This is a genomic window from Vibrio sp. ArtGut-C1 (assembly GCF_002105475.1).
Lineage (GTDB): Bacteria > Pseudomonadota > Gammaproteobacteria > Enterobacterales > Vibrionaceae > Vibrio > Vibrio diabolicus.
Genome location: NZ_NCTH01000008.1, coordinates 165280 through 179655 on the forward strand (window position 1 = coordinate 165280; position 14376 = coordinate 179655).

The 14376-nt window shown below is 41.4% G+C and carries 15 protein-coding genes; 3 read left to right on the plus strand and 12 right to left on the minus strand.

Going from position 1 to position 14376, the window contains the following annotated elements; genetic code table 11:
- Positions 1–30 precede the first annotated feature (30 nt).
- Positions 31–1086 carry a glycosyltransferase family 9 protein gene (locus B7360_RS09710; protein ID WP_085343402.1) on the minus strand — a complete coding sequence of 352 codons (1056 nt, stop codon included), beginning with the start codon at positions 1084–1086 and terminating at the stop codon, positions 31–33.
- A 107-nt stretch (positions 1087–1193) separates the two neighbouring features.
- Between B7360_RS09710 and B7360_RS09715 the strand changes: the two genes are divergently transcribed.
- Both B7360_RS09715 and B7360_RS09720 read left to right on the plus strand, forming a co-directional pair.
- The gene (locus B7360_RS09715; protein WP_085343403.1) at positions 1194–1601 is read left to right on the plus strand and encodes a diacylglycerol kinase; all 408 of its coding nucleotides are present in this window, start codon (positions 1194–1196) and stop codon (positions 1599–1601) included.
- Between the two features lie 11 nt (positions 1602–1612).
- A complete protein-coding gene (locus B7360_RS09720) occupies positions 1613–2332 on the plus strand; it encodes a 3-deoxy-D-manno-octulosonic acid kinase (RefSeq protein ID WP_085343404.1) in 720 nt (239 codons plus the stop codon).
- Between the two features lie 45 nt (positions 2333–2377).
- On the opposite strand, the gene B7360_RS09725 is transcribed toward B7360_RS09720, so the two are convergent.
- The 11 genes from B7360_RS09725 to B7360_RS09775 all read right to left on the minus strand — a co-directional run bounded on the left by B7360_RS09725 (position 2378) and on the right by B7360_RS09775 (position 13407).
- The gene (locus B7360_RS09725; RefSeq protein ID WP_053807583.1) at positions 2378–3334 is read right to left on the minus strand and encodes a polysaccharide pyruvyl transferase family protein; all 957 of its coding nucleotides are present in this window, start codon (positions 3332–3334) and stop codon (positions 2378–2380) included.
- A 27-nt stretch (positions 3335–3361) separates the two neighbouring features.
- Positions 3362–4243, minus strand: coding sequence for a glycosyltransferase (locus B7360_RS09730; RefSeq protein WP_053807582.1), 882 nt, complete (start codon positions 4241–4243; stop codon positions 3362–3364).
- Entirely contained in the window at positions 4240–4965 is a 726-nt protein-coding gene (locus tag B7360_RS09735) for a glycosyltransferase family 25 protein (protein ID WP_085343405.1), read from the minus strand. The genes B7360_RS09730 and B7360_RS09735 overlap by 4 nt, the downstream gene beginning before the upstream one ends.
- Positions 4962–6233 (minus strand): lipid IV(A) 3-deoxy-D-manno-octulosonic acid transferase, encoded by a 1272-nt coding sequence (gene waaA / locus B7360_RS09740; protein WP_053807580.1) that lies wholly within the window; start codon positions 6231–6233, stop codon positions 4962–4964. Before waaA ends, B7360_RS09735 begins: the two co-directional genes overlap by 4 nt.
- Positions 6227–7285, minus strand: a complete 1059-nt coding sequence (gene waaF / locus B7360_RS09745) for a lipopolysaccharide heptosyltransferase II (RefSeq protein WP_085343406.1) — start codon at positions 7283–7285, stop codon at positions 6227–6229. The genes waaA and waaF overlap by 7 nt, the downstream gene beginning before the upstream one ends.
- On the minus strand, positions 7282–8271 hold the full coding sequence (gene lpxM, locus B7360_RS09750) for a lauroyl-Kdo(2)-lipid IV(A) myristoyltransferase (RefSeq protein ID WP_085343407.1): 990 nt from the start codon (positions 8269–8271) through the stop codon (positions 7282–7284). Before lpxM ends, waaF begins: the two co-directional genes overlap by 4 nt.
- Before the next feature lie 127 nt (positions 8272–8398).
- A complete protein-coding gene (rfaD, locus tag B7360_RS09755) occupies positions 8399–9340 on the minus strand; it encodes an ADP-glyceromanno-heptose 6-epimerase (protein ID WP_048626024.1) in 942 nt (313 codons plus the stop codon).
- Between the two features lie 147 nt (positions 9341–9487).
- Positions 9488–11680, minus strand: coding sequence for a YjbH domain-containing protein (locus tag B7360_RS09760; protein WP_085343408.1), 2193 nt, complete (start codon positions 11678–11680; stop codon positions 9488–9490).
- Complete coding sequence (locus B7360_RS09765; protein WP_053807657.1) at positions 11677–12435, minus strand: capsule biosynthesis GfcC family protein; 759 nt, start codon at positions 12433–12435, stop codon at positions 11677–11679. The genes B7360_RS09760 and B7360_RS09765 overlap by 4 nt, the downstream gene beginning before the upstream one ends.
- A complete protein-coding gene (locus B7360_RS09770) occupies positions 12432–13112 on the minus strand; it encodes a YjbF family lipoprotein (RefSeq protein WP_053807658.1) in 681 nt (226 codons plus the stop codon). Before B7360_RS09770 ends, B7360_RS09765 begins: the two co-directional genes overlap by 4 nt.
- 76 nt (positions 13113–13188) lie before the next feature.
- Positions 13189–13407: a hypothetical protein gene (locus tag B7360_RS09775; RefSeq protein ID WP_025520696.1), complete on the minus strand. Its 219-nt coding sequence runs from the start codon at positions 13405–13407 to the stop codon at positions 13189–13191.
- A 408-nt stretch (positions 13408–13815) separates the two neighbouring features.
- Here B7360_RS09775 and B7360_RS09780 point away from each other — a divergent pair, with 408 nt between their 5' ends.
- Complete coding sequence (locus B7360_RS09780; RefSeq protein WP_053807659.1) at positions 13816–14334, plus strand: porin family protein; 519 nt, start codon at positions 13816–13818, stop codon at positions 14332–14334.
- Positions 14335–14376 lie beyond the last annotated feature (42 nt).

Sequence of the window (14376 nt, forward strand, 5' to 3'; positions counted from 1 at the left end):
TTTCCTTCTTAACAAATCAAGACAGTAAGTTTACTGGTATTGAGGATACAAATCTTCTAAGACTTGATCGAACATGCTCATTACTTGAGAGTTAGTAATGCGGTTCATTGCCGTTTCATCTTTAGCGCGAGTTCGCCAGCTTAACTCGTGACTGTTTTTGCCTGTTTCCGCAAAGATCGTTTCTTCATAAGCCGAGACAACGTATTTTAGATAACGGTAAGGTCCCACTCGCAGCGGATTATGGTGTGCATAGAGTCCGATGATTGGTGTTTTCATTGCATTCGCCATGTGTGCTGGTCCGGTATCGGGAGCGATGACCATTTCAACCTTATCTATTAACGCAAGCATTTGCAGAATTGAGCTTTGCCCCACTAAATTTAGACATGGTTCTTCCAAGCGAGATTGAATGGCCTCTGCCAGGTCCAATTCTACCTGAGCAGGGCTGCCTGCCAGAATCACGTTCCAGCCTTTTGCTCTGGCGTGATGAATCACATCCACATAACCTTCCGCGTTCCAGTTTTTATAAGCTTTGCTCGCACCAGGCACAATCAGCAGGTTAGGTTTATTACGAGAAATATGAGACTCTGCCCAAGCTTGGTCGTGGTCTGAATAAGAAAGTACCCAGTCCAGTTCTGCCTTTGGTACCCCAATTTGATGGGCAAAGGCCATTAAGCCATCTGCGACATGCAGAGATTGCGGGGAAGGCACTTTGACATTGGTAAATAGCGTCTGAAAATCTTGGCTTCTATCAGAAGAGAAACCAAGTTTGTATTTTGCTTTAATACCCAACGTCGCGACACTCGCTCGAATCGCGTACTGCATATGCAATAGCGCATCAAACTCTCTGCCTTTCAGCTGTCGCCAAAGCGATTTGTAGCCATCGAGTCCCGCTTTTTTATCAAAAACAATCACTTCTACGCCATCAATGGCGGCTAATAACTGGGCTTCAAGTTTATCCGTTATCCAAGTAATCTGGGTCGAAGGCCAGTGTTTCTGAATAGCTTGAACGGTGGCGATGGTATTGCAAACGTCTCCAATAGCGGACAAACGCAAGATGCATAATGACGATGGGGCAGAAGTGAACATAATTATTGTCTGATTCGATGAATAGAGGCAGGTAAATTATGCAGACATCCCTAATAAATGTAAAATACACTGCTCGAATATAGCTAAGTACTGATAAGTGTTCTGCAATGTCAAAGACAACACCGCATCAATCGCAAGAATCTGGCAAACCGGGTAATACCGGGCTAAAGCGCATCGTTAAAGCGACGGGTTATTCGATCCAAGGATTAAAAGCGGCTTTTAAGCATGAAGCTGCCATTCGACAAGAGTTGGCTCTGTTGAGTATCGCTGTGATTTTGGCTTGGTTAGTGGATGTCGGCATGGTTGAGCGTATCTTAATGATCGGGGTCGTGGTGTTAGTCTTGATTGTAGAGCTTGTGAATTCAGCTATTGAGGCTGTGGTTGATCGTATCGGTATTGAGCGGCATGAACTCAGTGGTCGAGCTAAAGACATAGGCTCTGCTGCCGTTATGGTTGCATTGGTGTTCGCCGGATTTACTTGGTTGTATATATTAGCCAGCCGATATTTAGGCTAGAGGGTAAGCGCGTGACTCAACAGTATCAAAACAACAACCAAATGATCTGGTTTGATGACGAGATCGTTACAGACCCTAGCCAACCGATATTTGATGCGGAATACTGGCAGTCCTTAGACAAGGTGGTTGGCAGTGCGACGGGGCGAGGCACGACATGGTTTATCCAACTAGAGAACATGCAAGCAGCACTGCGTCATTACCGTCGTGGCGGTTTGTTTGGGAAGTTGGTTAACGATCATTATTGGTTCTCTGGCTGGGATAACACCCGTTGTGCGCAAGAGTTTCAGCTTTTGTTGGCGCTAATTGAGGCTGGGGTGCACGTTCCTCGTCCAATTGCAGCAAGAGCCGTAAAGTCAGGACTCTTCTATCAAGCTGATTTATTAAGTGAGCGAATCCCAAACGCCAGAGATCTGGTTAGTATCTTGCAAGAACAGTCTTTATCGGCAGAAATGTATCAGAAAATAGGGCAAGAAATTGCCAAGATGCATCAGGTTGGCGTTAACCATACCGACTTGAATATCCACAATATCTTGATCGACGACAAAGATAAGGTATGGATTATCGATTTTGATAAGTGTCGTTTTGAAACTTCTGGTGATTGGAAAGATCAAAATCTAAATAGACTCCTGCGCTCATTTAATAAAGAGCTTTCTCGTAAGAGTATTAATTGGAACGAAAAGGATTTTAAATTTTTGAAAGAATACTATGATATATATTCTGATAAAAATTAAATGTAGGAGTATAGCTGATCAAGTAATTAACTATACTCCTTAATTCTATTTACTATTAGAACAAACGGTTATATTAGGGAGGCCAAAAAGCCACTTATTGTAATAAGAGGTGTTTTTACCATAGGAATTATCAAAGAGATGTATATTTTTTCCTAATAAGCATGAAAAAATCAGTCCGTGTAGTCTATCAGTATGAACTTCATTATGCATATGAAAGTAATTTTCTGAACGAAACACTATCTCTTTTGATAGTCTATACCAAAGGTCATTAGCTTTCTTTTGTTTAAATTTCCACTTTTCTAGCGATGAATACTTTTTCTTGATATTAATATCTGAAATTGAAATAAGGTCATCCCAGTCAAAACCTTTTTTTTGTAGTCTCAAGTCATTATTTTGTGACTCAATATCTTTTCTAATCAGATTTAAAATTCGTCGTTGTTGAGGAAGTTCATCACAAAGTTCTTCTTTTTCGATCATCGGATGAAGACTATGAGCCATATCAGGAAGCAAATGATAGTTATTCGTGAATTTTTTCGAGATTTCGTAACTTCTTTCATCGCGAGTAATAAAGTGGAAATCTTTATGTTTAGAAAAAAGTTTGGCGCTAGCCTCCTCATTTGATATATCTTCAAAAAAAATTGTTTGTGGAAGACATATAATTCTTTTGGTAGGGAATTTAGATATGATATTTTCTCTTAGATTTTGGTGAACTTTATAAAGATCTCCAAAGTTACCGCCACCGTGTAAAACTATGACATCAGCTTCTTTAATCTTCTTAAAATCTAAGTTTTCACAACCACTACGATATATAACGTTAATATCATGTTCTTTAAAAAATTCTTCCGTTCCAAGGTATATAAGAAGATCCCCAACATTAAAATGTATCGGTATGTCTATATAAGCAATAGACTTTCCGTTTATCAGAGATGCAATAAGGTTATGCTGAGATTTTGCGCTATCCATAATCTCAAGCCACTTGTTTTCTCTTCTACTTCTACTCATAGCTCCTCCGGCTATATGAAACGATAATTAACCACTAAATACTTTGTATATTTTCATTTTTATTCTGAATAAAAATGAATCACTAATGTTGTACATTGACTTTATATGTTTTTCATATTTTTCATATGGTATTGATTCATTTTTTAGCTTTCTTAAATATTTAATGGCTGTTTTGTAAAAACTATACTTGAGTTTGTTACTGCCTTTCATAGTAGAATATGCAGAGTCAATGATTTTCACAAAATTATTTTGGTAATTAACATCATTAACTTTACTATTCATGATAGAATTTTTTCTAATTCTATAAAATATGATATTGTCACAGATAGAGTAGATTCTTAATTTTTTAGTAAATACCTGCCAATAAAACTCTTCATCTTCATGAATTAATCCGGGTACGAACCATATGTTGTCAAGCACTTCTTTTCGATACAATTTATTCCAAACTACGAACTCTAGGGAGAAAAATTTTTTGTCTAAATCTAATTTTCCTGTAATTCTTCTCTTTCTATAGTCTTCATATCTTTTATCTTCTTGATAAAACTTAGTTACTCTTCCTGAAACAATATCGTATCCAGTAGAATGCAACAATAATTTTTCAATTGCATCTTTTTCTAACCAGTCGTCTGAGTCTAGAAAAAACAAAAAATCTCCACGAGAGTTTTTTATCCCTGTATTCCTCGCTGCTGATAGCCCTTGGTTAGTTTGCTCTATGACTTTTATTCGAGGATCCTCATCTCGATATTGCTTAGCAATGTTTATGCTATTATCTTGAGAACCATCAATAATAGCAATTATTTCTATATTTCTATATGTTTGTTGTACGACGGAATCTAGACATTCAGGTAAATACTCTTCTACATTATATATAGGAACTATAATACTGACTAATGGATTGTTATTACTCATTTTTTATTCTCAAGGTTATATAGAAAATCAGAAAGTTGCTCGTATAACCTAAATATTTCTATATAGAGCTTATTCCATGCGGTGATACCAGATTTATCTTTTCGAGAACTGCCAATTGTTGATGGAATATCGGCTCTTTTGACAGTATCTGGCCTTAAAACATGCGTGGATACACCATGTTTATACGGTTTTTCCATGTAGTCATCTACAGGTTCTATAAACTGAGTTGCGTTTTTTATGAATTTGGAAGCTGCATGTGGAGTTAGAATATATCCCATAATACCGCATGTGCGTTTGTTGAAGCGTACAATATTAAGTTTGTTATTAACTGAAGATATAACTTTAAATGATTTAGGCTTGGTTGCAGCAAGTTTTAGAAAGTCGTATTGTTCCGCTAATGTGTCGAAATGTGAAAACACGTCAAAAAACTCAGGTAATAAGTCGCAGTTATCTTCTAGAACCAGTATTGGTTCGTTTACCTCCAAGCACTTTTCCCAGGCTAGGTGGTGACTAGAGAAGCAGGCAATTTCGTTCTCAACTAGCCTATAGCCAAATCGTTTTCGAGTAAGGTCATCATTGCTACGTTCAGAGTATAGAAAGTCTGGCGCAGAGGAATCTATCGCTTCTATAAATTCGAATGGTATGTTGGCTTTGTTGAGTGCATTTTCCATGCGAACTCTTCTATCAACTGAGCGTTTCAAGTTAATAACAAAAACTTTCATTTTATACTCTCAATACATCTAATTGTCTTAGTTAGCGCACCAACATTATCTTTGACAAAGTTAAGGAGGTTTTCTTGAACTACACTTTTTGCTAACGCATCTTGAAACATAGCTTCAACCTTTAGACTCATCTCGTTAGGTGACTCAATCAGTTTGATAACTTTCTTATGAAGCATTTTCGCAACCAGATCTTGGAAGTTGTAATAGCTTGGTCCCGTGATTACAGGTACTCCCAGTGCTGCGGGCTCTAAAACATTGTGCCCACCAACCTTATCTCCAACTAGGCTACCCCCCATAAAGCAGATGTCCGCTGCACCCATCAAAGTTAGCATCTCACCCATTGTATCGCCGAGATAGACTTGAGTATTTGTCTCTACTGCATGCATTGAAGTACGGCGAACAGTGCTAAAGCCTTGCTGTTGGCAAAGCGTGAATACATCATCAAATCGTTCTGGATGGCGAGGAACCAAAACGAGTAAAGCATTTGGATGAGACTTTAAAACTTGTTTATGTGCATCTAATACCTGTTCGTCCTCGCCTTTGTGGGTGCTAGCTGCAATCCAAATCGGACGATCGTTTCCAAGCTGAGCACGAAGCTGCTGTCCTTGCTGTTTCACTTGCTCTGATATTTGAATATCAAACTTAATAGAGCCAGTTACGGCTAATTTGTCTTTATCAACACCCAGTCGTTCAAACCGGTTTGCGTCTGACTCCGTCTGACAAAGGATTTGAGCTAGGCATGGCAACATAACGTTAAACAAAGGTTGAACTTTGGTGTAGTTACAGCATGATTTTTCAGATAGGCGCGCATTCACGACAGTTATAGGGATACCCGCTTTGTGAACATTGTGAAGCGTGTTTGGCCACAGCTCAGTCTCAATGATCAACATCTGTTTTGGTTGTACTGCTTTAAGAAAACCTTTGATAGCGAACCCAAAGTCAATTGGCATATAGCGGTGTTCAACTAAATCACCCAACTTAGCAATCTGTTCAGCTCCCGTACTCGTTGTTGTAGTAACTAGAATAGATTGTTCGGGGTTTTGTTCCTTAAGGGCTTTGATTAAAGGTGTTGCTGCTATGCTTTCACCAACAGATACGGCATGTATCCAAATAGGTTTGTCGTTGCTTTTTAGCTTGGGAGTTATGCCGAAGTGCTCTTTCCAGCGAGAGCCGAACTTAGGCTTATTTGGTTTGCTCTTGTACAAACCAAATAAAAGCAGCGGTGACGCGAGAGCGAGCAGTAAGGTATAAACAATACGAACTAACATGAGCTTATCGTAATGGCGTCAAGTTTTTGGATGCTATCTAGCACTTGCTTAGGCGAAAGTTCTGTCAAGCACTTAAGGTGTTTGTATTGACATTCACGCTGGAAACAAGGGCGACAATCAATATCGGTATGAACAATCTCCACTTTTTCTGCGAGTGGGGGGGTGTACTTCGGTGATGTTGAACCATATACGGCAACAACATTACAACCAACTGCAGCCGCCACATGCATTAAGCCGGAGTCATTCGCGACAACAGTCTTACATGCAGCAAGTAGGTCGACCGCTTCAATTAAGCTGGTTTGGCCTGCTAGAACATGAATGTGCTCATGGAATTGCGTCGGAACAAGTGCGCGGATATTGTTACAAGTCTCTAAGTCTTTTTGAGAACCAAACAACCAGATTTGATGCCCAGATCGAGCCATTTGCGTCGCAACTTCAGCGTAGTGTGTTTCGGGCCATTTTTTTGCGGGACCAAACTCTGCTCCTGGGCACAGTCCAATAATTGTTTGGTCTTGGGCTAAGTTGAACTTTTTGATCGTGGCTAGTTGCTCAGCCGCGTTGATTGCAAGGCGTGGGCGGGGCAAGGTTTCAAGCCCGCCAAGGGAGTTGGAGTCCACCATCTCTGCTTTTGGATAAGCTAATGCTACATAGCGTTCTACCATGTATTGAAAAGACTTCATGTTGGGGCGTAAGTCATTCAATAAACCATAGCGCATTTCTCCCTTCCAGCCAGTACGAAGAGGAATGTTGGCAAACCATGGGATCAGTGCTGATTTCGCTGATTTAGGCAAGATATAGGCGTGGTCATATTGCTTTTCACGTAATGATTTACCAATTTCCCTGCGGCCTAATAAGTTAAATTCACCATGACCGATAGGCATTTCAATCGCTTGGTGGATTTCTGGCATACGCTCAAGAATCGGTTTACACCATCCTGGAGCGATAACGTCAATTTGGCTATCTGGATGACGTTGCTTTAATACGATATATAACGATTGCGACATTACCATATCGCCGACCCACGCAGGGCCAATAATTAAAATCTTTTTCATTTATTTACTTGCCAATCAGTATCATATCTAGGCTTAAAGATATTGTAATAGTTATTGCCGTCTTCTTGAGAGTGCAGCAACTGCAGTACCCACATATATTGTTCGGGTTTATCACCGACAAAATATTCAATTGCTTCATTACAGGTACGAGCGTCTTGCTCTTCGCCTTTATCCAGCTCAAACGCCGGTAAAATCTCAATATCAAACGTACCATCTTCAGTGTTCATCGACGCAAATAGAGGCAGTACTTTTGAGCGTGATAGTTTCGCAATTTTGCCTAAACCAGGTAGCGTTGCTTTACGTGTAGCAAAGAAATCTACGAACACACTATGCTCTGGGCCGTGATCTTGATCGGGTAGATAATACCCCACATAGCCATCTCGAATGGATTTCAGAAAAGGCTTAATGCCACCTGAGCGTTCATAAACACGACCACCGTATTGAACTCTTTGCTTGTGCATCAGCCAGTCAGCAACATCATTCTTTTGTTTCTTCGCCATTGCAGAAACTGGCATTCCCATTGAAGCGAGCAAGATAGCAGGCACATCAATTGCCCAAGAGTGGGGAACCATTAAAATCACATTTTCGTTGTTATCAATGTGCTGTCGTAAAATGTCTAGGCCGCGAATTTGGCAACGGTTCTGAAGCCACTTTGGTGAGCGTAAACTTAGTAACCCGAAGCGAAAAAAGAACATGGCCGCTGTGTAGAGTGTTTTTTCTATCAAAGCTTCACGTTCTTGGAACGACTTTTCTGGAAAACACAGCTCAAAGTTAACCCTCGCTCGGTGAGCTGGCCCTTTGTGGGATTTAGACAGTTTTTTGGCAATGGTTTTCGCCAACCACTTTTGTAAACTTAGTGGCATTAATGATAAAGGTAAAAATAAGAGAACACCTAACCACGTGCCCCAGTACTTAGGCGACAGGAAGTGGCGCTTAAACTCAGGGTTATATGCTTTAGGGTCGAAGTCATCACGTTTTATGGTCATGGCGTGTCTAGTTACCTATTCGTGTACTGGCGAAGTGGTTTAAATGAGAAAAAAGATATTAAGGAATGATACAGGCTATTGCACTTGAGTAAAGGTGGCAGGCTATGGTTCTGCCACCTTGTGGTGCTTAACGGTTTTGGATAGTTAAGTATTCGGCAACGCCTTCTGCAACCGTCTTGAACTCAACATCACAGCCTGCGGCGCGCAGTTTGGTCAGATCGGCTTGTGTGAATTCTTGGTAAGCGCCTTTTAGATGCTCAGGGAATGGGATGGTTTCAATTTGGCCTTTGCCATGATGCTTGATAACCGCTTTTGCTACCTCTTCAAAAGATTCAGCACGGCCAGTACCGCAGTTAAAAATGCCTGATACGCCGTTTTCTAAGAACCATAGGTTCACTTTGCATACATCACCAACGTAAACGAAGTCGCGTTTAAATGATTCGCTGCCCGCGAACAACTTAGGATTTTCACCTGCGTTAAGTTGGTTGTTGAGGTGGAACGCAACTGATGCCATGCTACCTTTGTGGTCTTCACGTGGGCCATATACGTTGAAGTAGCGGAAGCCGGTGATTTGAGAAAGGGTCTCACCATGTTCTTCAGCGTCTTGCCATAGACGACGAACGTAGTTATCAAACTGCTGTTTCGAGTAACCGTATACATTCAGTGCGCCTTCGTATTCGCGTTCTTCAACGAAAGTATCTGTATCGCCGTAAGTGGCTGCTGAAGAGGCGTAAAGGAATGGAATTTCACGATCTAGACAGTAATGAAGCAACTCTTTTGAGTACTCATAGTTGTTTAGCATCATGTACTTGCCGTCCCACTCGGTCGTTGCAGAACAAGCACCTTCGTGGAAAATTGCCTCAATCGGACCAAAATCATCGCCCGCCATGATTTGGGTCAGAAAGTCGTCACGATCCATGTAATCTGTGATGTCCAGATCAACTAAGTTCTTAAACTTTTTACCATTTTTTAGGTTGTCGACAACCAGGATATCGTTAATACCAGCTTCGTTTAGTGCTTTAACAATGTTGCTGCCGATCATGCCAGCGCCACCAGTTACGATGATCATAGAACTTCCACCATAGATTAAAATTTTCTCAGGAATTCTAGCAAGAAACGAAAAGTAGCGCTATTGGAAGCAGGAAGATAGGTTTTAGTCTTCTATGACTCAGTATCTGGATATGAAAAGGGAGCCGCAGCTCCCTTGATTACTTTATTATTCCACATCCGAACGGTTAGGTCTTTGGTACCAAGGATTTCGTTCGTCGGTTAACTCAATTAAGCTGTATTTGCGGCCGAGCTTCTGTCCTCCGTCACGAGTAAGAGGCTGCCAACTAAAGTTCGCACGATTGTTACTTGGCTTAACAGTCATGATGTCAAACGGAATCGACAAGTAGAAGCCTTTGGTAAAGCTACCTTCACCAAATTCATCCGCAGACAAGTCTGTAAATGAGGCAAAGGCGCCAGCAATTACGCCACTCTTGAACTGCTTAGAAACATTGATTTGTGTACCAACATCACCAGCTAGGAACTGACCAACATCGACTTGGATCATCAAATCTTGTAGGAAATCCCATTGAGGGTAGTAGTAACCAGATATAAAACCAGTGAAGCCTTTATCAATAACTTGGAACGGACGTCCATATTCTGGCACGTTTTGCCATTTCTCATCGTAAACACCGAAGTAACTTTGTGGATCACGTTGAGAAATTAAGTTGACGTCAGCGCCAATCGCCCAGTTAGCTCCTTGTGGGCGGTAAAGAAACTCGGTACCGACTCCAGCAAACATGCTCTCCAGATAACCCGCGTAGAATTGCTGATCCATGGTATTGGAATACTCTTGGAACCAAGTCAATTGTAGGTTTGACATGGTTACAGCATGTTCATTTTGGTAAGCGCGGAACATGGTGCGAACACGAGGAACGGTAGTGCCATCAGGTGGAGTGACATAGATAAACTTATCGTAGTTGTTATACCAATCCCAGTATAACGAACCGCCAATTTCAAGGTTGTCCGTTAGCCAGTATGAGGCATTACCGCTTAGCCCTACACTAAAGAGATAGAAATCTTCAGCGTTTCCGAGAGTTTGAACAAGCTTAGGTGCAAAGCCCCAATCAAAACGTTCAAAACCATCATAGACAGATTCTCCACTTGGCTTATTGCTAGCTTTTGCGGTTGCATCTTCTATTTTGGGGTTGATGTAATTAACTTGGGAAAAGTCGCGATATTTCTCCTTGGAAATAATCGTTTGTTCGCCGACTAAGCCTCGGCTACGTTCATTGATCGCATAGGTATCAATATCGTCAGGCATTTCATTATGAAGTACAGCCGCCGCTTTTTCATGTGCCTCTGTACGGTCACGATATTTCTTTTGCTCACCAACGACAGTTACGGTGTTGTCATCAACATAAATGCGCGTGTTTTGGTAACCTGCAATTTTGTCTAAATCTTCTGTTACACGTTCCCAGTCAACATCAGACAGTTCTTCTGGCTGATTGCTTTCTACTTCTGGTGTTGGTGTGTCTCGCCAGAATGATGGCATGTCATTGAAATTAGTGTTTAGCGTTAAGCCCGCGACCAACGTGTCTCCACGTTCATAACTTAAACGAAAATCAGCTATTCCTAGACGATAGAGCACACCAAAGTTCCATGGTGTATGGGGGGTCATATCAACGTCTGCGCCCACAACTGCATAGTCTGTAGAATAATCATTGCTGTCGTACTCAACTTTAAATCGTAAAGGAGTATGCAAAGTCTGGAATTCTACGCCACCAAATAAAGCCGCGGGCCCTTTGAAGGCTCTGTCAAAATTAGTTGTTCCTCCAGAGTCAAGAAACTCTTCAGACCGATCACAAAATCTCTCTGAAGCTTTACAAAATGGATTGGTTATATTGTCTCTGGTTCCTAAGTAGCCCCAGCCCATACCGAGAGTAAAGTCGAATGTTCCAAGCTGAGGAGTTGAGTATCGTTTGGTCGCGGCAATATATTCTGCATCAAACAGGCCAGTACCAGCGAAGTCTCTTACCCCAATGGCAATTTCAGGCGCATATTGGGATTCTTCCCATATTCTAAACTTAAAATCTATTCCTTTGTCTGTGTACTCATTGTCTACATCAGGAAGTGATGTGGAGTATGGCAAGTCTTGAACTCGAGTATACCGAATAGTTGTTTCTAGCCAAGGTAGTACCTGCAAGGTTACATTGTAAAAAAGGTATTCGTTACTCCCGGTAACAGAAAAGTTGAACTCCCCTTCAGGAGCCATACGTCCGGTTGGCATCTGCATTAAGCCAACACCACCAAAGTCAGATTGAGAAGGCTGTAACGAGGGAGCTTCAAAGGGTATTTCTTGAGCCCAAACCAATGCTGGACCCATTAAAGAAAGGGTTAAGCTTTTTCTAATTGGCATCATTGTGGTCTCTTTGTGGAATTTGGTATCAGTTGAGTGAGTAGGCGGACAATATCTTGGTCCATTTCGGAGTATTCAAGATCATCAAATGGGACATATACCAATGTCAGAGGTGGTAAGTAATATTGTGTTGTTAACCAAGCTCCGTGATGCGGCTTAACTACATGACCATCTGGGTAGATCAACACTGGCGGCGTTGATAACGTACCAATATTACTTTTCAAACTCTCTATTTGTCTCTGCAAAGGGATGCCTGCCTGCCCCTTAACGGAATAAACGCTATTTAGGTTTCCTAAGTAAAATACTTTTTCTTCGCGTAGAGGGCTTACTAGAACGTAATTGCCGTGCAAAAGCGGATTGTCGAATTTATTTAGTCGAACTTTATCAACATCGATTGCAGACAGTACTCGTGGTGCAAAGCTTTGCTTCTGAATGAATTTGTAGAATGGATGTGCAACCAAATTGTGTTGAATCATTTGATTGAGCACCGAGTTCTTTAAAGCGGTAGAGGTTTTCTCGGCGCGTTCCGATTTATCAAACAAAGTCGTACCCAGAGGATATTGCTGCGAGAAGCTTTGCTCCTTAGCAAGTGTTAACACACTTTCTAAACGAGTCGGCCCTTGAAATTGCAGCTGTTTTCCTACTTCTAGCAACTCAACATTTAATGACTGTGTAGTAGAGGTTTCTGTTTGAGCGAAGCTATGTGAGCTAAAAAGTGGCATGACCAAACCGAATAATGTGAGTAGTCGCTTGCTCATGATTTGCTATACCCCTTTAAAATGGTTAACTCAACCGGAATCATATTTGGCCCTAAATGTTGTAAGGTTTTAACAACCTGACCCTGTTCATTGACCCAATAGTAGTTTTCGACCGATTGAGAAAGGCTGCTAAACTCAACAACTTCTTTATATACGTCGGTCATGGCGTTAGAAATAGGTGTCGTCAACGTTTCTTTGCCTGCATAAAAGCGATTCACATTTGCAGGAAAGCCATAACGATATTGTTTTGTCCAATCGTATGAGAGCGTGTAGTTGACAGAAGCCGAGTTTGAAGAAAAGTCTGGCACATCACCATAAACGCCCGCTAAGTCTCCATTCTGTAGTCCAATCGTTTTGACGATATGCCCATTCTCTGTAACGAGCATAGCTTTGTCAGCACTTACCCATTTCAGTTGTATTTTTCCATTGAGAGAGTTTCGTTCTGCAAAAGCTAAAACAACAAAGACCTGTTTTTGATTCCCAAGCTTCAAATAGGCACTGGCATAAGGAACGGCATTTATTTCTTCTGGGGTCATCTCTACATCGATGTAGTTACCATATGCTTCTTGGACTGTGGCTGATACATCATTGAACTTTTGTGTGCAACCAAAGAGTAAGGAGAATAGCGGAAGAGTGAGAACTGTGCGTAGCCATTTAGACGTTCGGAAGATATTCATTGATCCCTCTTATCAAATAAAATCGCCCTGAGTGAATCAGGGCGATTGTCTTCTATCTACAAACTACAAAACAAAATTAGTTAGTAGTAGGAGCTGATGCTGAAGTAGACGTCGTAGTCGAATCGCTATCTGACGCTGCAACTGCTACTACAGTCACTGCTGCTGCCGCACCTACTGCTACAGCTGTTGTGCCTGTTGCAGAAGCAGAAGCTGCACCTGCTGAACCTGCTTCTTCTGCTGCAAATGCAGTTGATGCGCTTAGAGCCATAAGAATAGCTAGAGCTGTATTCTTCATTATTAATCCTTGTGTATCCGGTATAAAAACATCGATGTTTGGTAGCATAAAATATGCACCAAATTATATTCTAGATAAAAAAGCATTGGCATGTAAATAGTTTCTTATTTTGCCATGTCTGTCGTTCTCATTTCTAACACCAACGTGACATTACGCGGTTATCTTGCTCCGTTGCTTGCTGATAAACTACCAAGAGTGCATAATTTGTCGGCTCGTTTCGCTCAGTATTAGATTATTTGGGGTAAACAGGCCGTTTCACTTATACCATATAAAGAGCGATACAGTGGCTTACGCTCAACGCCTCGGGGCGGTAGCGTGCCATTTATGACGACAGCATTTAATGATCTGCATAGCAAGCTTAACTTTGCCTAGCAGTCCATAATTATTACCAGTACTAGGAACTTTTACGTGATAAGAAATCAGCATTGTTTGGGAATACTTAGTGCACTGGGCTTGAGCCTGAGTTCTTTTTCAGCGTCAGCCGATTTTTACGCGGGCGCTCTAGTGAGCTACTCAAATGCAGAATTGAAAAGCTCGTCTTCCGGGTCCGTGAAAGAGGGAAGTCCTTTCCTTCTTAGTGCGCAAGCTGGTTATTTCTTTAATGACTATATCGGCTTAGAAGGGCGTTATGGGACGTCGGTTCAACGCGACAGTGGTCTTGCGGTTGATAGTGCGATGAGTGGCTTTGTTAAGCTGAATATGCCGGTTTCAGGGCAAATTGCACTTTATGGTTTAGCTGGGTATTCAAGCGTTCAGCTCGATCTGCAAAATGTAGGCTCACATAAAGAACAAGGATTTAGTTTTGGGCTTGGTATGCACTATGCGTTGAACAACCAAAGTGCAGTGATATTTGAGTTTGTTGATAACGTATCGGAAGATCAGGTTCGCCTTAACTCGATTACACTGGGCTTTCAGCACCGATTCTAATTTAAATACCTAGAGCTCAAATTTGGGGCTAGGATTTTTTAT